Source organism: Burkholderia sp. BDU5 (assembly GCF_001522845.1).
GTDB classification, from domain to species: domain Bacteria; phylum Pseudomonadota; class Gammaproteobacteria; order Burkholderiales; family Burkholderiaceae; genus Burkholderia; species Burkholderia mayonis.
On record NZ_LOWC01000115.1, the window covers coordinates 40,927 to 63,300 of the forward strand.

General features: G+C 66.0%; 21 protein-coding genes and 3 pseudogenes. 10 read left to right on the top strand and 14 right to left on the bottom strand.

All coding sequences use genetic code 11. The annotated features are described in order from the left end of the window. The first annotated feature begins 619 nt into the window (after positions 1–619). Together WS69_RS18375 and WS69_RS33485 are read left to right on the top strand one after the other, a co-directional pair. Positions 620–1,867 carry a peptidoglycan DD-metalloendopeptidase family protein gene (locus WS69_RS18375; RefSeq protein ID WP_059472152.1) on the top strand — a complete coding sequence of 416 codons (1,248 nt, stop codon included), beginning with the start codon at positions 620–622 and terminating at the stop codon, positions 1,865–1,867. 37 nt (positions 1,868–1,904) lie between these two features. Beyond that, complete coding sequence (locus WS69_RS33485) at positions 1,905–2,090, top strand: hypothetical protein (protein ID WP_156438226.1); 186 nt, start codon at positions 1,905–1,907, stop codon at positions 2,088–2,090. Between the two features lie 60 nt (positions 2,091–2,150). Here WS69_RS33485 and WS69_RS18385 read toward each other — a convergent pair whose 3' ends face one another. Continuing rightward, on the bottom strand, positions 2,151–2,306 hold the full coding sequence (locus tag WS69_RS18385) for a hypothetical protein (RefSeq protein WP_231747163.1): 156 nt from the start codon (positions 2,304–2,306) through the stop codon (positions 2,151–2,153). Here WS69_RS18385 and WS69_RS34880 point away from each other — a divergent pair. Next, positions 2,287–2,565: pseudogene (locus tag WS69_RS34880) on the top strand (TonB-dependent siderophore receptor); the annotation flags it as partial. The gene WS69_RS18385 and the pseudogene WS69_RS34880 overlap by 20 nt on opposite strands. 177 nt (positions 2,566–2,742) lie before the next feature. Here WS69_RS34880 and WS69_RS18390 read toward each other — a convergent pair. Both WS69_RS18390 and WS69_RS18395 read right to left on the bottom strand, forming a co-directional pair. Further along, positions 2,743–3,039, bottom strand: a complete 297-nt coding sequence (locus WS69_RS18390) for a 2Fe-2S iron-sulfur cluster-binding protein (protein ID WP_059472155.1) — start codon at positions 3,037–3,039, stop codon at positions 2,743–2,745. Between the two features lie 147 nt (positions 3,040–3,186). Next, the gene (locus WS69_RS18395) at positions 3,187–5,139 is read right to left on the bottom strand and encodes a sigma-54-dependent Fis family transcriptional regulator (RefSeq protein ID WP_059472156.1); all 1,953 of its coding nucleotides are present in this window, start codon (positions 5,137–5,139) and stop codon (positions 3,187–3,189) included. 269 nt (positions 5,140–5,408) lie between these two features. Here WS69_RS18395 and WS69_RS18400 point away from each other — a divergent pair, with 269 nt between their 5' ends. The 3 genes from WS69_RS18400 to WS69_RS18405 all read left to right on the top strand — a co-directional run bounded on the left by WS69_RS18400 (position 5,409) and on the right by WS69_RS18405 (position 6,477). Next, complete coding sequence (locus WS69_RS18400) at positions 5,409–5,603, top strand: DUF2964 domain-containing protein (RefSeq protein WP_059472157.1); 195 nt, start codon at positions 5,409–5,411, stop codon at positions 5,601–5,603. Between the two features lie 89 nt (positions 5,604–5,692). Further along, entirely contained in the window at positions 5,693–6,013 is a 321-nt protein-coding gene (locus WS69_RS34885; protein ID WP_156438227.1) for a hypothetical protein, read from the top strand. 176 nt (positions 6,014–6,189) lie between these two features. Beyond that, positions 6,190–6,477 (top strand): DUF1488 domain-containing protein, encoded by a 288-nt coding sequence (locus WS69_RS18405; protein ID WP_010108324.1) that lies wholly within the window; start codon positions 6,190–6,192, stop codon positions 6,475–6,477. A gap of 792 nt (positions 6,478–7,269) precedes the next feature. Here the strand turns inward: WS69_RS18405 and WS69_RS18410 are convergent. Next, positions 7,270–8,571: an NCS2 family permease gene (locus WS69_RS18410; RefSeq protein WP_059472158.1), complete on the bottom strand. Its 1,302-nt coding sequence runs from the start codon at positions 8,569–8,571 to the stop codon at positions 7,270–7,272. A 372-nt stretch (positions 8,572–8,943) separates the two neighbouring features. Between WS69_RS18410 and WS69_RS18415 the strand changes: the two genes are divergently transcribed. The 3 genes from WS69_RS18415 to WS69_RS18425 all read left to right on the top strand — a co-directional run bounded on the left by WS69_RS18415 (position 8,944) and on the right by WS69_RS18425 (position 10,578). Further along, positions 8,944–9,426 carry an NlpC/P60 family protein gene (locus tag WS69_RS18415; protein ID WP_059472159.1) on the top strand — a complete coding sequence of 161 codons (483 nt, stop codon included), beginning with the start codon at positions 8,944–8,946 and terminating at the stop codon, positions 9,424–9,426. A 453-nt stretch (positions 9,427–9,879) separates the two neighbouring features. Continuing rightward, the gene (locus WS69_RS33495; RefSeq protein ID WP_156438229.1) at positions 9,880–10,092 is read left to right on the top strand and encodes a hypothetical protein; all 213 of its coding nucleotides are present in this window, start codon (positions 9,880–9,882) and stop codon (positions 10,090–10,092) included. A gap of 201 nt (positions 10,093–10,293) precedes the next feature. Further along, entirely contained in the window at positions 10,294–10,578 is a 285-nt protein-coding gene (locus tag WS69_RS18425) for a hypothetical protein (protein ID WP_059472161.1), read from the top strand. 191 nt (positions 10,579–10,769) lie between these two features. Here the strand turns inward: WS69_RS18425 and WS69_RS33500 are convergent, their stop codons facing one another. The 10 genes and pseudogenes from WS69_RS33500 to WS69_RS18470 all read right to left on the bottom strand — a co-directional run bounded on the left by WS69_RS33500 (position 10,770) and on the right by WS69_RS18470 (position 20,926). Next, positions 10,770–11,096 (bottom strand): hypothetical protein, encoded by a 327-nt coding sequence (locus tag WS69_RS33500; protein WP_156438230.1) that lies wholly within the window; start codon positions 11,094–11,096, stop codon positions 10,770–10,772. A 191-nt stretch (positions 11,097–11,287) separates the two neighbouring features. Continuing rightward, on the bottom strand, positions 11,288–11,674 hold the full coding sequence (locus WS69_RS18435; RefSeq protein WP_059472163.1) for a DUF2917 domain-containing protein: 387 nt from the start codon (positions 11,672–11,674) through the stop codon (positions 11,288–11,290). 656 nt (positions 11,675–12,330) lie between these two features. Further along, positions 12,331–12,530: pseudogene (locus WS69_RS31455) on the bottom strand (TauD/TfdA family dioxygenase); the annotation flags it as partial. Then, positions 12,500–12,955, bottom strand: a pseudogene (locus WS69_RS18440) (isocitrate lyase/phosphoenolpyruvate mutase family protein); the annotation flags it as partial. The pseudogenes WS69_RS18440 and WS69_RS31455, both read right to left, overlap by 31 nt. A gap of 583 nt (positions 12,956–13,538) precedes the next feature. Beyond that, positions 13,539–14,447: a metal-dependent hydrolase gene (locus WS69_RS18445; protein WP_059472164.1), complete on the bottom strand. Its 909-nt coding sequence runs from the start codon at positions 14,445–14,447 to the stop codon at positions 13,539–13,541. A 35-nt stretch (positions 14,448–14,482) separates the two neighbouring features. Continuing rightward, the gene (locus WS69_RS18450; RefSeq protein ID WP_059472165.1) at positions 14,483–16,273 is read right to left on the bottom strand and encodes an SDR family oxidoreductase; all 1,791 of its coding nucleotides are present in this window, start codon (positions 16,271–16,273) and stop codon (positions 14,483–14,485) included. Positions 16,274–16,323: 50 nt separating this feature from the next. Next, on the bottom strand, positions 16,324–17,211 hold the full coding sequence (locus WS69_RS18455) for a M24 family metallopeptidase (RefSeq protein WP_059472166.1): 888 nt from the start codon (positions 17,209–17,211) through the stop codon (positions 16,324–16,326). A 264-nt stretch (positions 17,212–17,475) separates the two neighbouring features. Further along, entirely contained in the window at positions 17,476–18,246 is a 771-nt protein-coding gene (locus WS69_RS18460) for a slipin family protein (protein WP_059472167.1), read from the bottom strand. Beyond that, the gene (locus WS69_RS18465) at positions 18,243–19,721 is read right to left on the bottom strand and encodes an NfeD family protein (RefSeq protein ID WP_059472168.1); all 1,479 of its coding nucleotides are present in this window, start codon (positions 19,719–19,721) and stop codon (positions 18,243–18,245) included. The genes WS69_RS18460 and WS69_RS18465 overlap by 4 nt, the downstream gene beginning before the upstream one ends. A gap of 77 nt (positions 19,722–19,798) precedes the next feature. After that, on the bottom strand, positions 19,799–20,926 hold the full coding sequence (locus WS69_RS18470) for an AraC family transcriptional regulator (RefSeq protein WP_082716298.1): 1,128 nt from the start codon (positions 20,924–20,926) through the stop codon (positions 19,799–19,801). Positions 20,927–21,025: 99 nt separating this feature from the next. Between WS69_RS18470 and WS69_RS18475 the strand changes: the two genes are divergently transcribed. Then, positions 21,026–22,159: an acyl-CoA dehydrogenase family protein gene (locus WS69_RS18475; protein WP_059472170.1), complete on the top strand. Its 1,134-nt coding sequence runs from the start codon at positions 21,026–21,028 to the stop codon at positions 22,157–22,159. Positions 22,160–22,374 lie beyond the last annotated feature (215 nt).

Consider the following 22,374-nt stretch of genomic DNA (forward strand, 5'->3'; position numbering starts at 1 on the left):
TGCTTCAGCCCACATAACTCGCCATTCGCGCGAGTTCATGCAATTGCCATATTCGTTTATTTCGAATGGCACTTTATCAGGCTGCGTGCGAATGCAGCCGATGTCGCGCTGATCAGGCTCCATCCGCAGTTGTATCGCCCCCCTGTGGCCGCCGCGCATTTTGCGGAGAATTCGAAGGAAAGTCGCGAAGAACGCTGGAATTTACAGTGTCAAAGGCCGCGAGTGACAAGTCTGAGCGAGTGAAGCCGTGCTGTCTCGATATTGTTTGGACTCCTCCTTTATATCTCTATTCGGCCTGGGAAAATTCCTGGGCTAGCCGTTGAAACAATCCAGCTTTTAGTGAACGTTTCGTGGGCTAATATCGATAAATCAATGCGATAAATACATATGCCGATCTATCTGCTTTATCGCCAGTAAGGTTTACTTTTACAAAAAAATCACTATGATTCACGAGGCGTAAGAACTTTGTCGGCTTGGTCAAGCTGCTAAGGAATGCGAATCGAGCTGCCAAGGTTCACCGTGGGATCGCTGCGGTCATGTCGATCGACGACGCCGCTTCGGAGCGCAGTCGATCCTGCCCGTCGAAGCGATGACGTTCATTGATTAGGGAGGCGTTCTTATGAACCCGATGGTCTGGCGTAGTGCATCCGATTCGATCAAGCGTTTCATTGCCGCACCGCTGATGGCGGCCGGCCTGTCCGGCGCCGCGCTTGCGGCGCCCGTCGATGCACCAGACCTGCAGCATGCAGTCCAACATGCATTCTCGTCGCGCCTTAGCAAGCGAGGTCCGGCGGCGCCGGCGGCGGCGCGCGACGACGTAGTCGAATCGATCAAGTCGGATCCGGAGGCCGGATGGGTGCTCGGCACCGTGACGCAAGTCGTCCCGGACGGCACGCCGGCCGATCCCGTCACGAAGCTCTTTCTCGCGCAGCGCGTGAAAGAACGATGGGTCGTCGGCATCGAAGGCAGCGACACGTTCTATGCGCTTGCCGCCGCGGCGCCGGCGAAACTGCTCGCCAACGAGGAACGGGCCCACCTCAACGCGGGCCGCGCGGCGACCGCGCCGAAGCCGAACGCCGCGCCGGGGCAGACGGGGCTCGCGCTGCCGTGGCAGCAAGGCGCCGCTTGGTACTGGACAGGCGGCGCGCACGGCTGGAGCGGCGACAGCCGTCCGTTCAACTCGCTCGATTTCTCCGGCGGCAACGGCCAGGTGCTCGCCGCTCGCGACGGCGTTCTCTACAAGAGCTGCGAGCGCAACGGCAGCGCGATCGTCAAGCTCGTCCACGACAACGGCTATGCGACCACGTATTACCACATGGTCCAGCTGACTCGGGCCGGCAGCGGCACGCGCGTGCGTCAGGGCGAATACCTCGGCCGAATCGGCAACGCTTTGCCGTGCGGCGGCCAGACGACAGGCGCGCACGTGCATTTTGCGCTGAGCCAGGGCGGCAGCGACGTGCCGGTGAACGGCAAGACGATCGGCGGCTGGCAGTTTTTCGAGGGCGGCAATGCGTATTCGGGCTATGCGATCCGCAATCAGCGCCGCGTGTCCGTGCAGGCGTCCCTCACCAATTATGGTTCGGAAGACAGCGGCGGGCCGGTCGAGCCGTCGCCGCCCGCGAAGGCGACCGTGCAGGCGCCGGGGCCCGTGAATCTGCGCAGTGCGCCGTCGCTGTCCGCATCGGTCGTCGGCACCGTGGCGAACGGCGCGACGGTCCAGCTCGCATGCTACGCGTACGGCGATACGGTGCAGGGTAACTGGGGCGCGACGCGGCTCTGGTACCGGCTCGGCTCGAATCAATGGGTGTCGGACGGATTCGTCAATACGGGGAGTAACGATCCGGTCGTGTCGGCTTGCATCAATTGATGCCGTCGACCGGTTGCCGCTTGCGGCCGCGCTGGACTTGGACCGCATCCGCACGATTCGCGGCGAGAGCGTGGTGGTGTCGATTGCCGAGCGAAGCACGCACGATGCACGGCAGATCGTGCCTCGCGACTATGTGATCGAAATCGGCCGGGCCGGCGGACGCGCAGCCAGGCTGCGGCCGCGCTACGACGACCCGGACCGGCATCGCCCGGTCTCTTTTTGAGCGATCCGTGGCTTGCGGCTTATCGTGGGCGGGCCGCGTTCGTGCGGATCAGCGCACTGCCTACGGAATCGACGCGAGCTTGCGGAGGTCGTCGGCGGCGTCGCGCGGCTCGATCGCCGCCTGCATGTGCGTGCCCGACGGCTCGAGGTTCGTCTCCTGGTTCACGCGTTCCGGCTTCGAGTTCGCGGCGATTCGCAGCCCGCAAGCAGCCGGCACGTGCGTCCGGCGATCCGCGCCGAACGCGGCGCGACGACGAAGTCGCCGTGCCGCGAGCGCGACGGCAAGCGTCGGCGGCGGGGCGCCATCGCGCGGAGGCCGGCACATCGGCGAGCCGCTCAATCCAATGGGCACGGTGCGGGGGCGGCTCGTCGCCGCGCATGAAGATCGCCGCTTCTTCGATGACCGGGCCAAGCGGAATACGTGCTCGATTCAAGGCATCGCCGAAATAGATGTGACGCTCGTTACGCTCGGCGCGCACGGATTGGCCGGCGGGCGACGCGATGGCGTGACGCCTGACTCGTTACCGTTTTCCGTAATTCGGCCGGCTACCGGGCGATGCGGATGCCAGGCGGCGCGCACGGCGCGTGGGCGGTGGGGGCGGCACGCGCGGTCGGCTGCGGGCGTTTGCGCCGCGACGGCCGCGCGCGTTCGCTCATTCGGCGTCCGGCACCTCGATGACGAGATCGGATTGCGCGATCGCGACGCACGGCAGGATGTAGCCTTCCGCTTTCTCTTCGGCGCTCACGCCTGGCCAGTCGATCCGGTAGGCTATCGAGCCTTCGCGCAGGCGGCACAGGCAGGTCCGGCACGTGCCGTTGCGGCAAGAGCGCGGCAGCGACACGCCGGCGAAGCCTGCCGCTTCGAGCAGCGACAGAGATTCGGGCGCGTCGAAACCGACTCCGAGCGGCTCGACGCGCACTCGGTGCGAACGTTCTTCTGATTCGTTCATGCGATCGTGGGTGGAGAGGCGGCGTCGCCAGCGAGGAGCCGCAAGGATACCCGATGCGGCCGCGCACTTCGCCCGCCGGCGCGCTTGCGGGTGTGGCCATCGCGCGTGGGGGCCGGATATCGCGCGCGCACCGCCGGTTGTGGCGGCTCAGGCGCTCGGCCGCCGCCTGCGTAGATGCCGATAGACGGTGTTGCGCGCGAGCCCGAGTTCGCGTGCGGCCGCCGACACGTTGCCGCGATGCCGGTCGAGCGCGCCGTCGATCAGCGCGGCCTGATGGTCCTGCAGCGTCGGCGATGCCGCGGTTGCCGCAGTCGATACGGACGCGGCGGTCGCGGTTGCGTCCGCGTGCGGCGCCGCGGCTTCCTGCTCGAGCGCCGGGCAGTCCAGCCAGAAATCGTCGGGCAGATGCTCGACGCCGATCTGCGTTTCGCTTTCGGCGAGCATCCCCGCCGTGCGTAGCACGTTGGTCAATTGACGCAGATTGCCCGGCCACCGGCAGCGCGTAAACGTGGCCAGCACCGCCGGCGACACGCCCGCCGGCATCGGCTCGGTGCGCGCGAGCCGTGCGAGCACGCGTGCGACGAGCGTTTCGAGGTCGGAGCGCTCGGCAAGCGGCGGCAGCGTCACCGCGAGGCCGTTGATCCGGTAGAACAGATCCTCGCGGAACGTGCCGGCCGCGATCATGGCGCGCAGGTCGCGGTGCGTCGCGCAGACGATCCGAAGGTCGACCGGCACCGGCCGTGCGCCGCCGAGCGGCATTACCGCGCGTTCCTGCAGCACGCGCATCAGCCGCACCTGTTGCGCGAGCGGCATGTCGCCGATTTCATCGAGAAACAGCGTGCCGCCGTCCGCTTGCGCGATCTTGCCGGGGCTGCCGCGCTTGCGCGCGCCGGTGAACGCGCCGTCTTCGTAGCCGAACAGCTCCGCCTCGATCAGCGAATCGGGCAGCGCCGCGCAGTTGACGGCGACGAACGGGCCGTCGCGGCGCGGCGACGCATGGTGCAGCGCCCGCGCGAGCCATTCCTTGCCGGTGCCCGTCTCGCCGAGCACGAGCACCGGCAGGTCGCGGCCGCGCACCTTGCTGACGCGTTGCAGCACGGCGGCCATCCGCGCGTCGCCCGTATCGAGCGTCGCGAACGTGATCGCGTCGGAATTGACTTCGCGCGACGCTTCGGCGATGCGGGACGGCGAGGCGCGCCCGGTCACCGGGACGGCCGTGCGCTGCGCGTCCGCGAATTCGCAGCGCGCGCGCACCCGCACGCCGGTCGCGAGTGTCAGCGTGAAGCACGCGAGCGGTTCGCGCGCCGCATGCTGCGCGAGCTTTCCGAACGACATGCCGAACAGTTCGTCGCAGCCGCGCTGCTGCAGTGCGTCGAGGCTTGCGCCGAGCTGGAATTGCGCGCTGCGGTTCGCGGCGATCAGCGCGCCGCTCGGGCTGAATGCAACGAGGCCTGCGAACAGCGAATCGACGAATTCGTCGTGCGCATGGAAGCGCACGCGCAGCGCGTCGGCGCACTGGTTCGCAAACAGATGGTTCTCGATCAACTGCGCGGACATCTTCACGAGCGCGAGCGTATGCGGGCTGAAGCCGCGCGGATCGCCGCTCACGTCGAGCGCGCCGAGGATGCGTCCGAACGGATCGACGATCGGCGCGCACGAGCAGGTGAGCACGTGGTTCGCGCGCAGGAAATGCTCGGCGCCGTGGACGGCGAGCGCCTGGCCCGCGATCAGCGCGGTGCCGATCGCATTGGTGCCGCGCGCGTCCTCCGCCCACGACACGCCGGGGCAGAGCGCGACCCGGTTCGCCTTCTCGACGAAATCGTCGTCGCCGATGCTGTGCAGGACCACGCCGTCGCGATCGGTCAGGAGCACGAGGCTTTGCGTGTCGGCAATCTGCGTATGCAGCGTGTCCATCACCGGACGCGCGTGCGTGTACAGCGACTGGCTGCCGCCGATCAGCTCGCGCAGCGCGGTGCGCGACAGCGGCGAGAAGTCCGGCAGCTCGGACGCGCGCAGGCCGACCGATAGCGAGCGGGCATGCGCTTGCGCGAGCAGGTCGACACGGCTCGCTGCGGCAGGCAGCACGGAAGATTGCGGCATGACTTGTCTCCATGGGGCCCGCCGACGGAGTGTGTTCTCCGCTCGACCGGCGCAGCGGTTCACGTGGCGGCGCGGGCACGTCTCATCATACAAGCGCCGTGAGCGATGCGCGACCGCAAATCGAATTTCCCTTGCTTTTGGGCCCCTGCCTGCAATGATGGAAACAAGGCGCGCACGCGCCGCGCCTCGCCGGGACCGACGCCGAACACACGTGTGGTCCCCGCCATTCGGCATGCGCCGCGACATGCATCCGTTCGGGGGAAATCATCATGGTTCGGACGGAACTGAGAGTGGTGCTGGCGGCGATCGCGACGTTCGTCTCGCTGGCCGGCATCGCCGTGGCGATTCACGGATTGTTGTTCGACCAGGATGCCGCACTGCGATACGGCGTGGCGGCGATCGCGCTCGGCGTGACGACCTGTGTGGTCGCGCTGAACGTATGGCCGAAGGATGAGCAGAAGTAGGCGGGCGGCCCGGGCGCGGCGACGGCGAGAGCGTCCGCGGCGTGGCGGGGTCCGATCGGCTCGCTGCTTGGGCGGCGCGACAGACGCTCTTGGACATGTTCGAGATGCGGCCGCGCGGTCGGCGCAGAGGGCGATTCGACGGCGACGCGAGCATCGGCGAGCACGACGCCAATCCTCCGACGATATGGCGGATCTGTGCGCAACCGGTCGAGCGTCGAACCTCGCGCCAGAACGCCGACACGGCTGCCGACTCGGCTCGTTTGCGATCGGCGCGGCATGGCGAATCGCAGTCGAATCCAGCGCTCGATTCGCATGACGATTTATCGCCCGCTTTGCTGCGCAGTCAAGCCGTCCCCCCATTGATTGGCAGAAGAATGCGCCGCAGCATGCGCGCGCGCAGGGTTTTTTGACGAAATCTTGAGTCGTGCCGGAAAGCGTCTAAAGTGAATTCAACCGGAGCATCAGGCGAGCGCGAGCCGTTCGCCGCGAGACATTCTCTCCGGCCAGCCCGCGCGCTTCCGGTCGGCAAATGCTTCCGGCGGCACGCGGTTTCTTGCATTCTCGAGCTACGGCAAAGGCGGTTCCGATGCAGATCCAGTTCACGAACGATGCCCCCGAATATTCGGGGCGCGAATTGACGATCGCGTTCATGGCGATGGTCGACGGCGAGCCGGTTCAATGCCATATCACCGCCGAAGCGCTCGAGGACCATTTCGGCGCGGCTTCGCCGCGTTTCGAGGACATGGTGGGCGCATTCGACACGCACCGGCCCCGTATCGAGGCCGCGGCACGGCGGCTACTCTCCGAAACCCGTGCGCAGTGCGTGGTGCTGAGAAGCGGATACGTCCGATTTTACGAGGCGAACTGGCGCTAAAGTGCGCTGTGTCGCGAACGAGCGCTGCCTGGGGGTAGCGCTTGTTTTTTGTGCTGGCGTCGGCGGTCCGATTTCGTTCGGCATGCTTGCGGTACGCGTTGGCGTTGGACGTCGGGTGCGCCGGTTCATGTGACTCTCTGGTTCGTTCATCGGACTCATCGAACGAGCGGACGGCGTTCATGGGAAGGCGCGTCGAACGGTCGGGCAGCGTGAGCGATTGTCGCTACGAACATACGTGCTTGACCGCCGCGTCTTCCACAATCTTGCGCTGTCGTGACGGATTCTTTCGGTTTTATTTCGCCAGTCGAGCCATCCATTGCCGAGTCGATCCATAGCGCACGCGACTCCATTCGGAGCGTTCCGAACGCATTGACTTCGGACGATCCCGGTACGACCGAATCGGCAAAAGCCGGGAGTGGCTTTATGACTGTCGAGTCAATCGACTACGGCAGAATCGATTTCGGGGAATCTCGTCAGCCGGATCTTCTTTCCGCGGCTGTGAATCCGTCGGGCTTGGCTGTTGCACGCGGCAATGTCGCGAATGCGTAAGCGCGTGCGCATTCGGTCGACGGGTGAAGACGATCGCCGCGCGATGGTGGTTTTGCGGCTCGGGATAGGGCGGACGATTCGGCGGCGGGTTGCAGTCGCGCCGGCGGTTTGTCGTGTGAGGGGTTCATGCCCGAGCGAGGCGTTCCCGTTCGACGATCGCCTTCGTTGCGACGGCTTCTGCGATCTTGCGTCGCCGGCCGATGACATCATGTGACGCGGCCGCGTCGCCGCGCAACGTGCCGCTTATTCGGCGCCGAGGTAGAAGTAGCGAAACAGGAAGACCGCCGCGATGATCCAGACGACCGGCTTCACCCGCTTCGCGTGGCCCGTCAGCAGCTTGAGGCCGCCATACGCGATGAAACCGAACGCGACGCCGTTCGCGATCGAGTACGTGAACGGCATCAGCAGTGCGGTGAGCGCCGCGGGCACGGCTTCCGTCGCGTCGTCCCACTGCACGTCGACCATGTCGCGCAGCATCAGGCACGATACGTACAGCAGCGCCGGCGCGGTTGCGTAGCCGGGCACGACGCCCGCGAGCGGCGCGATGAAGAGGCACGCGATGAACAGCGCGGCGACCGTGATCGCGGTGACGCCGGTGCGTCCGCCCGCCTGCACGCCGGATGCGCTCTCGATGTACGCGGTCGTCGACGACGTGCCGAGCAGCGAGCCCGCGACGATCGCGGTGCTGTCGGCGAGGAGCGCCTTGTTCAAGCGATGCATCTTGCCCTGGACGAGGAGCCCCGCGCGATTCGCGACGCCCATCAGCGTACCCGTCGCGTCGAACAGCTCGACGAGGAAAAACACGAGGATCACGTTGACGATGCCGGTCGACAGCGCGGCGCCGATGTCGAGCTTGAACAGCGTCGCGTCGATCGACGGCGGCGCGGAGAAGATCCCGTGAAACTGGTTGCCGCCGAAAAAGAACGACAGGACCGTCACGCCGATGATGCCGATCAGGATCGCGCCGCGCACGCGCAGGTAATCGAGCGTGACGATCGCGAAGAAGCCGACGATCGCGAGGATCGTCGTCGGCTTGTGCAGGTCGCCGAGCGTGACGAGCGTCGCTGGGCTGCCGACGATCACGCCTGCCGTCTTCAGCGAGATGATTCCGAGGAAGAGCCCGATGCCCGCCGTAATCGCGATTCGCAGCGACTTTGGAATCCCGTTGACGATCACTTCGCGCACGCGGAACAGCGTGACGAGCAGGAACAGACAGCCGGAGATGAACACCGCGCCGAGCGCGGCCTGCCACGTGAAGCCCATGCCCTTGACGACGGTGTAGGCGAAATATGCGTTGAGGCCCATGCCGGGCGCGCAGGCGATCGGGTAGTTCGCGTACAGGCCCATGATGAGCGACGCGAGCGCGGCGACGAGGCAGGTCGCGACGAAAACGGATTCCTTCGGCATGCCCGCGTCACCGAGGATCGCGGGGTTCACGAAGATGATGTAGGCCATCGTCAGGAACGTGGTGACGCCCGCGAGTATTTCGGTGCGGAAGTCGGTTCCGGCTTCCGCGAAGCCGAAATACCGTTTGAGCGATTCCATGTGGGCGATTCTCCGGTCGAGTAGTCGTGTTGCTGAATGCTTTGTGAGTTGTGTTGCCCGCGAGGCGGACGTACTGTAACCAGCCACTATTGAGTGGCTATCGGCGGATTGTAATAGCGGACATAGGCGGGACGATATATTTGCGGAGATTGGTCGCGCTTCGTCGTTGCGCTCGCGGCGATTCGCGCTGCGCGGACGTCGAGGCTTCGAGCAGGCCGGCGCGCTCGTCCGAGGATCGTTAAAATGGCCGCTTGCCGCTTTCGCATGTCGCGCGCGGCGCGGATGGCGTCGACGAACGAACGTCGTCGTCGCCAGCATCGACGCGCCGTCCGTTCACGGACTGGAGAGTACAGCTTGACCTTGATCGCTCGAATGCAAGAAGGCGTCGCGCCCGCGCGCGGCGAACAGAACGCTGGCACCGGCCATCCCGCATGGATGCCGGTTGCGCTCGCGGAATCGGGCGTGCGGCGCTTCGGTCCCGGCGAGAGCAATCCGCGCATCGTCGAGTACAACGGCTGCACGAATCTCGTGGGCTACGACGACAAGGTCTCGTGGTGTTCGTCGTTCATCAACTGGTGTCTCGCGCGCGTCGGGATTTCGGGAACGGGCTCCGCGCTCGCGCGATCGTGGCTCGAATGGGGCCGCGCGCTGAGCGAGCCAGCCTATGGGTGCATCGTCGTATTGACGCGCGCCCATCCGACGAGTTGGAAAGGGCATGTCGCCTTTTATCTGCGGCACGACGACGAGCACATGTATCTGTTCGGCGGCAATCAACGCGGCGCGGTGCGCGAGCTCCCATATGCGCGTTCGCGGCTGCTCGCGTATCGGTGGCCGGACGAATGCGGGCCGGGCTGACGGGCTGAATCGCAGTCCGCCGATGAGCGTCGCGCGCGTTGCGGGCGATGCCGTGACTGCGATGAGCGTCATCGGTCGCGGCGGCGCGTTTCGCTTCTCGTCGACGAATCGCGCGCAGAAATGACGACTTCGTGTGCTAATCGTCGCGAGCCTCGTTCGAGGCGCCGATCGTAATTTCTTCGAAAGCAATGGATTTGCGCGACGCTCGGTACACGCACGACCGGGTTTTCCCGTTGTGGCCGACTGCATGCCGCGTTGTGCGCGCGCTTACGGTAACGGCGAGCAATTGCTCGCGTTGCGGCGCCCCATCGTCGTGCATGCCGGTGCGGCATCATGTTCGAACGAACGCATGCGAATCGTGCAATCGCGTCACCGAGCTCGCGCGGCGCTGTGCCGATTGCATGGAAAGCAAATTCGGCAGCTTCGTGACCGCAATATGTCGGAGCGGATCGCATGAGAAGAAAAAATACATGCTTGCCGACAGGATGCTTCGTCGCCGCACATACGCCGCCGACCGACGGCTATCCGGAAATCCGTCCAATTCAGACGACATATGTGTCTATTTTGGAGATAAGCGTTTCCATTCATATTGGGATGAATATTTTTCTTTATGATCAACAGGATATTGTCGGGTTGAAAGGTGTTGCAATAAGGCGGGTTGTGTAAAAGAATGCAAGTCGTCATCGCCTTAACGCGATTCTCTATCTAGGATAGAGACAATGCTCGCGCTGAGTGTCGCCGGATGCCGGGAGGGGGCGCGAGCGTCGACGCATTTCGCAGTGGCAACTGAAGTGGTGCGTGCTGGGGCAGGGCTTTGATGGTTGGGTGGCGCACCATGTGATTTCGTCCGTCAATTCGGAGGCAAGCATGTTGAACTGGATCAGCCGATGGGCGTTGCGTCACGCCCCCACTCCCGAGAAGAGCGCCGCATCGATGCTCGTGACCGCACGGATGGAGTTGTTCACCGCCGAACAGCGGGTCATCGACGCGAAGCTGCAGGCCGACTATTGGCGCACGCGTGTTTCGTTTCTCGAAGAGGTGCAGAAGCAGGGCATCGATCCGTGGGTGAGCGCGCAAGTGCAAAAGACCGTCGACGAGCCGTCGGCGACCGTGCGCGGCGCGTCGGGTCCGCGTCTCGCAGCGAGCACGTAACGCGTTGCAAGAGCGGTTCGCGATGCGCGGCGCAGGCCGGCTGTCGCGGTTTCATCGGCGTGCGCTTTGCCGCGCGCATGTCCTCGTCGTTTCGGCTGCGTCGCACATCGATCCGGGCGGCGTAGCCGTTCAACCCATGCGTTGCGTGGATCCGTTCCGGGAAGGCGCGGAACCGATCCACGCGACGTTCATTATTTTCCCGTCAGCGTCGGCGCGTCTTGGCGACGATCGCACGTAGTCGCGATGTCGCTGGGCGTCGTGATGTTCGCGACCATGGCCGTCCCACAAGAGGTGGCTGGACGAACTGCAATCGCGATCGTTTCCCGTGCCGGCAGATCTCGGCCGGTTGCATCCCGACACGTCGACACCGTGCGTTCGACGACGCCACATCGTCCATCAGAAGGGATCGGCGAGCGCGAGCGATCGCCGACATCGCAACGCGCCTTGCCGGCATCGATCGTGCGGATCCGAAACCGTGCTCGCCTGTAAATGTCGGCGCTCGCTTCATCGATATGCATAGTCATCCTGATGATTGAGGTCGAGACGACTTCACGAAATGCAGATCAGGCGATAACGCACTTCATTACTGATTGCACACAGCGCCAGCTGCTCCGCGCGACGATCGGAGCAACTGACGGCCAAGCGCCTGCGAGCGCAATTGTCGCGTCGAGCCGGCGCGACATGCTCGTCCATCCGCTCGCACGGCGCTTCATCGCGGACGCGGGCTGGTCAGATCGGCGACTGCGTCGAGCAGCCCGCCGAGTACGCCGCCGATCCAGCCGCGCCGACGCACGTACGCAGTCGTGAGCGAGATCTCGGCCGTCGACGGTCCGTCGGTGCCGAGCCAGATACGCTCGCCGCGCGGCACGTGCAGGACGTCGCCGGGCTGCATCCAATAGTCGTCGACGCTGCGCGAGCGCGTGAGCCACACGCGCGAGCTCAGCACGCGGATCTCGGTATGGCTGCGCGCAAGCCACGTCATCATCGCGCTCGGCTCGAGCGCGAAGTGAAGCGTCATGCGCGGTAACTGGATCGCGTCGTATCCGTCGTACAGCGTCGGATCGGGACGAAATAACAACCGGTTTGCCTGGTCCATCCTCTCCTCCTGAATAGAGCCGGCGGAAGGAGCGCAGCGCAATGAAAAAGGCCCCAACCGTTTCCGGCGGGGGCCTCTTGACATCCGATGTTGTGGATAGCTAACGCACGAGCGCCCCCGGTGATGTGCCACAACGGGCATTCACTGGCGGGTGGGCAACTGCTGCGACGATGTGCTTGCGCGTATCCATGCCGATGAGTTTGGTGATCCTTCGTTGGCTTGTCAACGAAAATCTTGAGACAAACGCGGTTACCGTGGATGCGACGTCCGCCGGCGCAGCGATGCATGCGCGACCGGTTTCCTGCACGGAGATCGGAGCCGGTGCGACGCGCAGTCCTCAGGGCGCCGCAATGAATTCGTTGCGTAGCGGCAGGGCGGCTTGCAGCGCATTCAGGCCGGCCATTGGAGTCGCATCGGCGCCGGTCGAGGTCGGCCGAAGATTGGCGACAGATTTCGGCGGCACGAGGCGATCGCGTGTGCTTCTTTCGCGGGATCGAAGACGCAGGCGCATGGCGAGCTGTTCGGATCGATGCGACAACAAGGCAGCCGATCGTAGCCGGATCGGCAACGCTACGCCGTTGCTGGTACGAGAAGCAAATTGCCCGTCGAAAACGCCGCTCTGTGCCGAACGGTTCGCAGCCCACGGTTCGAATCATCGCGTCGCGCCGATGCATCGTGCAACGATTGTTCCAGAACCAGATAAGGATGTCGCCGACTTCCCAATGCGTGTCCACGTGATGCCGTCGAGCCGCGTGTGGTGCCACAGTTCGTCGAGGAAGGCTTCTGATTCGTCGACGGGCAAGCCGACCACGGCGGCGTTCAGCCGGCGGCCGAGGTACAGATACGGTCGCTGCGTTCGAGAATCAGGTTTTCGATGCGGGCGATGATATGAACATCGTCGGTAGTCTGCGCCGCTTTGCCGGCGCGGACTTTCTCGCCAAATTCGTCGATCGATTCCTGATGCTGAATCGCGTCGTTGCCGAGCAGCGAATTTTTCTTCAATCCTGTTTTGTCTTCGATAATCACGGTCGATACGACGGATCGTTCCAGCGATTGGACATTCAATGCGAAATGCTCGGGCTTGCCGCCCGTGTTGCCATCGATGATGAGCGGTTTGGTCGTGGCATCGAAAATGTGCTGGACGTTCGACAGTCGGCTTGCGATGTCGAGGATTTCGATGTCGGGCCGACCGCGCAGCGTCGAATCGGTCGGTGAGCTGGACCAGAAGCCGTCGAACTCGGATTGCGGGCCCTTGTCCGCCACATAAATCTTTTCACTGATCGTTGCGGAAATCGGGCTGTGGCTTTCGATGAAGCGCAGTGCCCGGCCCTACGCCAGTTTTTCCTTCAATGATCGATGTCGTTGGCCGCTGGTAATCGGCTGGCTTATTAATTATATTGTCGATACGATTTTCTCCTTTTCTTGAGGGGATAATTTAAATTATTTTCTTGTGGTTAGAGTTCATTAAGATTGGATGGCAATATCGAACCGGCTTCCGTGAAATAAAGTCACGCGTCCGTGCACCGGGCGTGCAGTCGCACCACGATGAAAACAAGCGCGTCGTGATTCCGTTTTCTCGAACGGCGGCGCATGGTTCGATGCGGAAACCGTTTCTTATGCGGGTCACGATCGCGCGGGGCGAATGGATGCCGAGCCGGCGGCGCGATGCGCCGGAAGTCGGAAAAATGGAAGGGCGGGAGACAGCGAACCGGCTGCCCGTTCGAGCCGTGCGGCGAACGGCTCGGGCGAAGCCGCCGACATGAAGCGAAGCGAGCGATTCGGCGAACCGAACGAAGCAGAAGCACCCGGCAAGTGAACCGAACGGTCCCGCGCAGGCTGCGCGGAACCTTCATCCGCGGTCATATCAGGACGCGGCCTTTTCCGAACCCCAGTTGCCGCCGTGCGCGGCGGCCTGCGCGGCCGGGGAGCGCGCGAGATATTCGAGCGCGACCTCGGTGGAGCCTTCGTCGTGCGGCGTATAGCTCGGCCGGTAGTAGCGGAGCGCCGCGCCGATCGTCTTCCAGAACGACGGCAGATGGTTGCGCCGCGAACCGCGCCACCACGAGAGCACGAAGCCCGGATAGCGGCCGGTGCTCGGATCGCGCTCGTACATGTACTTCGCGCCCGTCATGATGAAGTAGAGCAGGATCAGGACCACGATCGTCATGTGGAACGCGCGCTCCACATAGTTGCCGCCCAGATGCCGATAGATGTCGAACGCGACGGTCCGGTGCTCGACCTCCTCCGCGCCGTGCCAGCGCAGCAGGTCGACGACCGTCGGATCGGCGCGGCCGTCGTCGAGCCCGCGCGCGTGCAGCACCCAGTTGCCGAGATAGCCGAAGAAGTGCTCGAGCGACGCGATCACCGCGAGCTGCTGGCGCAGCCAGAAGCGCGTGTGGCCGATCTTCAGGCCGAACGGGCGTTCGCCCAGCGCTTTCGTGAAGAGCCAGTTGAGCCGCCGCGTGAACGGCTTCGTGTCGATCCCGTGCCGCTCGTAGTAATGCTTGAGCACGCCGCCGTGCGAGCGCGAATGCACCGCTTCCTGACGCAGGAAGCCTTCGGCGTCGGCGTACAGCGTGGGATCGGTGATGAGCGGCAGCGCCTTGTTGTACACGCGGCAGAACCAGAGCTCGCCTTCCGGGAACAGCAGGTTCAGCGTGTTGATGATGTGCGTGCTTTCCGGATCGCCTTCGATCCATTGGATCGGTGTCTTGGCGAAATCGAATTTGACGTGGCGCGCCTTGATCAGGTAGTGATTTTCGGGGGCGTTCATCGGTGTCTCCTCCAAGGTCGGGGCTGTTTCGCCACTCAGTGCGACGCCATGCTGACGCGGGCGATCATCCGGCCGAGCCACGGCATGAAGCGCCCCACGAAACGCATCGCATGCGCTTCCGCGCCTATCGCGACGACCGGTTTGTTTTGCAACACGGCATCGACCATCGCCTTCGCGACGGTTTCCGGTTTCAGGCCGCGCATCTGATAGAGCTTCGTCGCGCGCTTGCGCAGCCGTGCTTCGTCCTGCGCGCTCTTCGCGCCCGCGTATTGGGTCGACGCCATGATCCCCGTCTCGGCGAAGCCGGGGCAGACGGCCGTCACGCCGATGCCGTGGTCGGCGAGCTCGGCGCGCATGCACTCGCTCAGCATCAGCACAGCGGCTTTCGTCGTCGCGTATGCGGGCAGGTCGCGCGACGGGCTGAACGCGGCCGCCGACGCGGTGTTGACGATGTGGCCGCCCGCGCCGCGCGCGGCCATCTGCTTCGCGAACAGGCGCGAGCCGTGTATCACGCCCCACAGGTTCACGCGCAGGATGCGCTCCCAGTGCGCGGCGGACGTGTCGAGGATGCCGCCCGCCATGCCGATGCCCGCGTTGTTGACGACGACGTCGGCGCCGCCCAGCTCGTTGCCGACCCAGTTCGCGAGTGCTTCCATGTCGTCGGCCGAGCCGACGTCGACGCGCCGCACGTGCGCTTCCGCGCCGAGCAGGCGCACGAGGCGCGCGGTGCGCTCGGCCGCTTGCTCGTCGATGTCGACGGCGACGATCGACGCGCCTTGCTTCGCGAATTCGACGGTCGCGCAGCGGCCGATTCCGCTGCCCGCGCCGGTGATCACGACGCGCTTGCCGATGAACGGGCGGGCGCCGCTCGCGCGGCGCGCATGCGCGAGCGCGGGCGGCGCCGTGCCCGTCTCGACCGCTTCGATCAGCTCCTTTGCGAGCGCGGCGAAGCGTTCGGGGTCCGATATCGGCAGCCAGTGCCGCTGGGCGACTTCGCGGCGGTAGTAGGTCGGCACCCAGCGCGCGATGTCGGCCGACAGCGCCGGGCTCACGAACTTGTCGCGCAGCGGCACGACGACCTGCACGGGCGCGTGCGCATAGCGCTCGCGCGGCGCGAACACGCGGCGGATGAAGTTCGCGCGATACAGGCGCACGCCGTGCACGCCGTCGTCGGTCTGCGTCGGGCGCGGGCCGACGTCGGTGCGCTCGAGCCTGCGCATCAGCGCGGGCCACGCGCGGCCGAGCCACAGGCGCCAGCTCAACTCGGGGATGAACGGCAGATGGAACAGGTACACATACCACGAGCGCACGAGCTGGCCGCCGAGGCGTTTCACCGAAGCGGGCGACGGGCGCGCGAGTTGCTGGCGCAGCCAGTAGCCGACGTGGTCGAGATTCGGCCCGGAGCACGACGTGTATGACAGGATGCGTCCCGCGAGCCGCGGCTCGGTGACGAACTCCCAGCCCTGGATCGAGCCCCAGTCGTGGCCGATCACGTGGACTGCGCGGTTCGGCGCGAGCGCGTCGATCACCGCTGCGAAATCGTCGACGAGCCGTTCGAGCCGATAGTCGGCCGTGCGCGTGGGCTTCGTCGACAGGCCCGCGCCGCGCGCGTCGTAAGCGATCACGTAGTACGACTTCGCGAGCAGCGGCGCGACACGGCGCCAGACGCTGCTGTTGTCCGGATAGCCGTGCACGAGCACGACGGCGGGGCGCGACGCGTCGCCCCAGGTCTTCGCGGCGAGCGTGACGTCGCCGGCCGGGACGGCGGTTTCGGTGTGGACCGATTCGAACAGCGCGAGCGGCGCTTCGTCGGAGAGGGGCTGCATCGTGGTGTCTTGTTGTGTTGGCGGAGAGGGAATACGCGCGGCGAGAGCCGTCACGCGGCCTGTTCGCGCGCGAGCGGCTTGCTTGCCTGCCGCGCGTGCCAGCGGCGCACGTGCGGCAGGTCGTCGTCGAGCCAGTACGCGTCGTCGTCAGTGATGACGAGCAGCTCCTCGAACTTCGCGCCGACGCCGGCGAAGCCGAGATGCGGCTCGACCGCCCAGAGGCCGGGCGTCGGCGCGTGATCGGAGCGTGCGTCGATCGACCACAGCGGCGACCAGCCCTGCTCCTTGCCCGCGCGCGTCTGCTCGAGCAGCAGGTTGCGCGTCGAGTTAAGGCCGAAGCGCGCGACGAAGCGCGGCTTCGACAGCTTGTGCAGCTTCGCGACGCGATGCGCGAGCACCTTGAACGGATACGCCTTGTGGCGCGGCTCGACGCCCTGGCGGCGGCACAGCGCGTCGACTTCCTGCGCGACTTCGGCGAGCGTGCGGCGCGCCTTCACGAGCGCCTCGATCATCTCGCGGTGCGCGATCAGGTCGTCCTGCAACTGCTCGAGGATCGGGTTGCGGCCGAGGCAGGTTGCATAGCCGACGTCGGCGACGATCCCGTCGACGACGGGCGCGACGTCGAGAATCACCGGCATGTCGGGCTCGAGCGCGCGGTTGCTCGGGAAGAACGCGAGATTGAAGCCGCCCAGGTGCTTGAGGCCCGAGAAGCCTTCGAACGCGGTGCGGTCGCCGAACCACGCGAACGGCTTGTGCAGCCAGTCGTGCACGCCGTGGTCCTGCGCCCATTCGATCATCAGCCGCGCGGCCTGCTTTTCGGTGATGCCCGGGTACAGCATGTCGCCGACGGTTTCGACGCAGCGGTACGCGAGCTGCTGGACGGAGCGGAACTGATCCAGCTCCTCGATGTGGATTTCCGGCAGCGGATGCTCGGCCATGGCGTCGTCTCCTTTTCTTCGTCGTTCTGAACGGCGATGCCGGCCGCGAATGCGTCAGCCGTCAATGCGCTTCGTCAGCAAATGTGACATTGATCAATGTAAGTATCTTATATCAACGAGCCTCGTACGCGCGCGTGTTTGTGATGAGTACTTTTCCTAATTCGTCGGCGGGAAACGGCGTGGCCCGCGCGGGCCGGCGCGGGCGGAAATGCGGCGAAACCGGACGAGGCGAGACGGAATGCGCGTGCGGCAATCGGGGTTCGATCACTGCGGCGCGCGGCCGAAGCGCTCGAGCACCGCGCTCACGAGGTCGATCGGCAGCGGGAAAACGATCGTCGAATTCTTGTCGGCGGCGATGGTCGTCAGCGTCTGCAAATAGCGAAGCTGCATCGCCTGCGGCTGTAGCGCGAGCCGCTGCGCGGCCTTCAGAAGCTGCTCGGACGCCTGCAGCTCGCCTTCCGCGTGGATCACCTTCGCGCGCCGCTCGCGCTCGGCTTCCGCCTGGCGCGCGATCGCGCGGATCATCGTCTCGTTCAGGTCGACGTGCTTGATCTCGACCACCGACACCTTGATCCCCCACGCGTCGGTCTGCGCGTCGAGCGTCTTCTGGATGTCGGCGTTCAATTGCTCGCGCTCGGCGAGGAGCGCGTCGAGCTCGTGCTTGCCGAGCACCGAGCGCAGCGTCGTCTGCGCGAGCTGGCTCGTCGCGTCGAAGTAGCGCTGGACCTGGATCACCGCCTTTTCCGGATCGACGACGCGGAAATACACGACCGCGCTGACCTTCACCGACACGTTGTCGCGCGTGATCACGTCCTGCGCGGGCACGTCGAACACGACGGTGCGCAGATCGATCCGCACGACCTGCTGGACGACCGGGATGATCAGCACGAGGCCCGGCCCCTTGACTTTCCAGAAGCGCCCGAGCAGGAACACGACGCCGCGCTCGTATTCGCGGAAGATGCGGATCGCCGACGCGATCACGAACAGCGCGAGCACGAACAACAGACTGCTGAAGCCGAACGTGAAGCCCATCATGATTGTTCTCCTTGTGGTGGGGCGGTGTTGTCGTACAGCGGGGCCACGGTCAGCGTGAGGCCGTTTCGGCCCGTCACGCGCACGCGGCGGCCGGCCGCGATCGGCGTCGCGCTCGCGACGCGCCAGCGCTCGCCGTGCACGCGCGCCCAGCCGGCCGCCGACGGCGCGAGCGGCGCGGCCGGATTCGCGCTCGGGCCGATTTCGGGCGGTTGATCGGGCACGAGGCCGTCGTCGAGCACTTCGCCGATGCTGCCGACGATCGCTTCCGCGCCGGCGACGACGGGGCGTCGACGCGCGCGCAGCGCGAAGCCCGACACGCCGAACACGAGGATCGCGCCCGACGCCGCCAGCGAAAAGATCACCGGCCACGGCACGCCGTAGCCGGGCACGTCGGTGTCGATCAGCATCAGCGCGCCGATTGCGAACGCGACGATGCCGCCAACGCCGAGCGCGCCGAATGTCGGCAGGAACGCCTCGGCGACCAGGAACGAGATGCCGAGCATCACGAGCGCGAGGCCCGCGTAGTTGATCGGCAGCAGTTGCAGCGCGAACAGGCCGACGAGCAGGCTGATCGCGCCCGCGACGCCCGGCAGCACGAAGCCGGGGTTCGCGAATTCGAAGAAGAGTCCGTACATGCCGAGCGTGACGAGCACGAGTGCGACGCTCGGATCGGCGATCGTCGCGAGCAGCCGGCTGCGCCAGTCGGGCTCGATCGTCTCGATCGGCGCTTGCGCGGTGTCGAGCCGGTGCGTGCCTGTCGCGGTGACGATCTTGCGGCCGTCGAGCCGCGCGGCGAGATCGGCCGGGTCGTTCGCGATCAGGTCGACGACGTGCTGCGCGAGCGCGTCGTTCGCGGGCAGGCTCACTGCCTCGCGCACCGCGCGCTCCGCCCATTCGACGTTGCGGCCGCGCAACTGCGCGAGGCTGCGGATGTACGCGGCCGCGTCGTGCAGCGCCTTGCGGGTTTCGGTCGATTCGGTATCGGTCGCCGTCGCGCCGGATGCGGCGCCGGGCTCGCGCCGCGCGGCGGGCGGCGCCGGGCCGCCGACGCCGAACTGCACGGGCGACGCCGCGCCGAGGTTCGTGCCGGGCGCCATCGCCGCGATGTGGCTCGCGTAGACGATGTAGGTGCCGGCGCTCGCCGCCCGCGCGCCGCCCGGCGCGACGAACGCGGCGACGGGCACGCCCGAGCCGACGATCGCCTTGATGATCTGCCGCATCGACGTGTCGAGGCCGCCCGGCGTGTCGAGCTGGAGGATCGCGAGCTGCGCGTGCTCGCGTGCGGCGCGATCGAGGCCGCGCACGACGAAGTCGGCGCTTGCGGGGCCGATCGCGCCCGTGACCGGAATCACGACGACGGGCGCGCGCGCGGCGGCGACTGCCGCGCAGGCCAGCAACAGGCCGACCAGCACGGCCGCGCGCGCGAGCCGCGCGGGAAGCTTGCCGTGCCGCGGCGAAGGACGGGGCGTGTGCATCGCGGTGTCGGCCGGCGGCGCGCGGCCGCATGGTGCGGCGCCGCAGCCGGGCCGTGAAAAGGGCGTGCGCCCGGTGCTTAAAGAGTAGGCGGTTTCCGGCGAAAGCGCGAAGCGGCGGCGCGCGCGGCGAGCGCTTCGTCGCGGTAGTCGGCGGGGCTCATCCCGCGCCACTTGCGAAACGCGCGGTAGAACGCGCTCGGCTCGGCGAAGCCGATCGCCGCGGCAACGTCGGCGACGGTGCGGGCCGGATCGGCGAGCGCTTCGCATGCGAGATCGCGACGCAGCGCATCCTTGATCGACTGATAGGAATGGCCTTCCTGCCTGAGCTTGCGCCGCAGCGTCGCTTCGGCGACGTGCAGCCGCGCGGCGAGTGCCTGCGCGGTCGGCCACGCGGCGGGCGGCAGCCCGCGCAGCGCTGCGCGCACGCGCTGCGCGAACGCGTGCGGGTTGCGGTACTTGACGATGAAGCTCGCGGGCGCGTCGCGCAGGAACGGCTTCAGCGTCTTCGCCGTCTGCACGACGGGCAGCGCGGCGAACTCCGGATCGAAATCGACATACGACTCGGGCTGATCGAAGCGCATGTCGTCGCAGAACATCAGTTGATATTCGTGGACCGCGCGCGGCTCGCCGCAGCGAAAGCTCGCGTGCAACAGCGGAATGCGCCGCCCGATCAGCCAGCAGGTGAGACCGTAGACGATGACGAAATAAGTCGCGTAAGCGAATATCTCCGGCGCGCTCGCGCCGTCGCGGTGCACGAAGCGCAGCCGCACGCGCTCGGCGTTCGCGTCGATCTCGCCGTGCAGATCGTCGAGCACGCAGTGCATGAAGTTGACCGCGCGCGCGAGCGCGCGCAGCCCGTTGCGCGCGGTGAGCGCCGCCTGGCTCATCGCGATGAAGCTGCCGCAGCGCATCGGGTGCGCGTCCTGGCCGAAGAACTCGTCGTCGAGCGCGCGCGCGATCGCGTTCCACAGCGCGCCGTACTGCCGCGCGGACACGCGCGCGCTCGGCGACGCGAGGAGCGCGGCGGGAATGCCAGCCTGCGCGAGGAGCGGCGCGTCGTCGACGCCGCGCCGCCGCGACAGCGCGAGGCTCGACTCCACGAGCTCGATCGAAACGGTGCCTTTCTTCTCGTCGTACTTCATCGCAGGAGCATGCCGCGGCGCGGTGTGGCAAAAACGATCAGTGTAATTGAGCGGAGCGAGCATCGAACAGAACCCGTGCGTTGCCTACACTTGACTCATCGAGACAGAACGAACGAGGCGCGCCGCGCCATGACGCGGCGGCCGCCGAGGAGACATGCAGCAATGGACGATCTCTACACCGAAGATCAACGGATGATCCTCGACGCCGCGCGCGCCTTCTCCGCCGAAGCGCTCGCGCCGAACGCCGCACAGTGGGACCGCGAATCGCATCTGCCCGACGAGGTCGTCGCGCAGATGGGCGAACTCGGCTTCCTCGGCATGATCGTGCCGCCCGACTGGGGCGGATCGTACACCGATTACGTCGCGTACGCGCTCGCGCTCGAGGAGATCGCGGCGGGCTGCGCGTCGTGCGCGACGCTCATGAGCGTGCACAATTCGGTCGGCTGCGGGCCGGTGCTGAACTACGGCACGCCCGAGCAGAAGGAGCGCTGGCTGCGTGATCTCGCGACCGGCAAGACGATCGGCGCGTTCAGCCTCACCGAGCCGCAGGCGGGCTCCGAGGCGCACAACCTGCGCACCCGGGCGGAGTTGCGCGACGGCCGCTGGATCCTGAACGGCAGCAAGCAGTTCGTCACGAACGGCGCGCGCGCCGGCCTCGCGATCGTTTTTGCCATGACCGATCCGGACGAGGGCAAGCGCGGGCTGTCCGCGTTCCTCGTGCCGGCCGACACGCCGGGCTTCATCGTTGGCAAGCCCGAGAAGAAGATGGGCATCCGCGCGTCGGACACGTGCGCGATCACGCTCGAAAATTGCGCGATTCCGCAGGAGAATCTGCTCGGCAAGCGCGGCGAAGGGCTGAAGATCGCGCTGTCGAATCTCGAAGGCGGGCGCATCGGCATCGCCGCGCAGGCGATCGGCATCGCGCGCGCCGCGTTCGACCGCGCGCGCCGCTATGCGCGCGAGCGCGTCCAGTTCGGCAAGCCGATCGCCGAGCATCAGGCGATCGCCGAGAAGCTCGCGGACATGGCGACGCGGATCAACGCCGCGCGCCTCCTCACGCATCACGCGGCGCGGCTGCGCACGGCGGGCCTGCCGTGTTTGTCGGAGGCGTCGCAGGCGAAGCTGTTCGCATCCGAAATGGCCGAGGCGGTGTGCTCGGACGCAATCCAGATCCACGGCGGCTACGGTTTCCTCGTCGACTACGAGGTCGAGCGCCATTACCGCGATGCGCGGATCACGCAGATCTACGAGGGGACCAGCGAAGTGCAAAGAATGGTGATCGCGCGGCAGTTGTGAATGCTGCCGCGCGAATCACAGCGAAGATGCACTCGCGCAACATGGATAGCTTTGCATGGGATCAGAGTAAGCGCTAAAGCGCTAACTCTGATCGACAGCTTTGCATGGGATCAGAGTAAGCGCTAAAGCGCTAACTCTGATCGACAGCTTTGCATGGGATCGGAGCAAGCGCTGAAGCGCCAGCTCCGATCGACAGCTTTGCATGGGATCGGAGC

What these genes read in the sequence shown, in the direction of transcription:
- WS69_RS18375 (WP_059472152.1), top strand. Translation starts at nt 620, where the DNA reads ATGAACCCGATGGTCTGGCGTAGTGCATCCGATTCGATCAAGCGTTTC.
- WS69_RS18400 (WP_059472157.1), top strand. Translation starts at nt 5,409, where the DNA reads ATGGTTCGGACGGAACTGAGAGTGGTGCTGGCGGCGATCGCGACGTTC.
- WS69_RS33495 (WP_156438229.1), top strand. Translation starts at nt 9,880, where the DNA reads ATGAGAAGAAAAAATACATGCTTGCCGACAGGATGCTTCGTCGCCGCA.
- WS69_RS33500 (WP_156438230.1), bottom strand. Translation starts at nt 11,096, where the DNA reads ATGCATATCGATGAAGCGAGCGCCGACATTTACAGGCGAGCACGGTTT.
- WS69_RS18455 (WP_059472166.1), bottom strand. Translation starts at nt 17,211, where the DNA reads ATGGCCGAGCATCCGCTGCCGGAAATCCACATCGAGGAGCTGGATCAG.
- WS69_RS18450 (WP_059472165.1), bottom strand. Translation starts at nt 16,273, where the DNA reads ATGCAGCCCCTCTCCGACGAAGCGCCGCTCGCGCTGTTCGAATCGGTC.
- WS69_RS18410 (WP_059472158.1), bottom strand. Translation starts at nt 8,571, where the DNA reads ATGGAATCGCTCAAACGGTATTTCGGCTTCGCGGAAGCCGGAACCGAC.
- WS69_RS18475 (WP_059472170.1), top strand. Translation starts at nt 21,026, where the DNA reads ATGGACGATCTCTACACCGAAGATCAACGGATGATCCTCGACGCCGCG.
- WS69_RS18460 (WP_059472167.1), bottom strand. Translation starts at nt 18,246, where the DNA reads ATGATGGGCTTCACGTTCGGCTTCAGCAGTCTGTTGTTCGTGCTCGCG.
- WS69_RS18470 (WP_082716298.1), bottom strand. Translation starts at nt 20,926, where the DNA reads ATGCTCGCTCCGCTCAATTACACTGATCGTTTTTGCCACACCGCGCCG.
- WS69_RS18445 (WP_059472164.1), bottom strand. Translation starts at nt 14,447, where the DNA reads ATGAACGCCCCCGAAAATCACTACCTGATCAAGGCGCGCCACGTCAAA.
- WS69_RS18405 (WP_010108324.1), top strand. Translation starts at nt 6,190, where the DNA reads ATGCAGATCCAGTTCACGAACGATGCCCCCGAATATTCGGGGCGCGAA.
- WS69_RS18425 (WP_059472161.1), top strand. Translation starts at nt 10,294, where the DNA reads ATGTTGAACTGGATCAGCCGATGGGCGTTGCGTCACGCCCCCACTCCC.
- WS69_RS18415 (WP_059472159.1), top strand. Translation starts at nt 8,944, where the DNA reads ATGCAAGAAGGCGTCGCGCCCGCGCGCGGCGAACAGAACGCTGGCACC.
- WS69_RS18395 (WP_059472156.1), bottom strand. Translation starts at nt 5,139, where the DNA reads ATGCCGCAATCTTCCGTGCTGCCTGCCGCAGCGAGCCGTGTCGACCTG.
- WS69_RS18435 (WP_059472163.1), bottom strand. Translation starts at nt 11,674, where the DNA reads ATGGACCAGGCAAACCGGTTGTTATTTCGTCCCGATCCGACGCTGTAC.
- WS69_RS18465 (WP_059472168.1), bottom strand. Translation starts at nt 19,721, where the DNA reads ATGCACACGCCCCGTCCTTCGCCGCGGCACGGCAAGCTTCCCGCGCGG.
- WS69_RS18390 (WP_059472155.1), bottom strand. Translation starts at nt 3,039, where the DNA reads ATGAACGAATCAGAAGAACGTTCGCACCGAGTGCGCGTCGAGCCGCTC.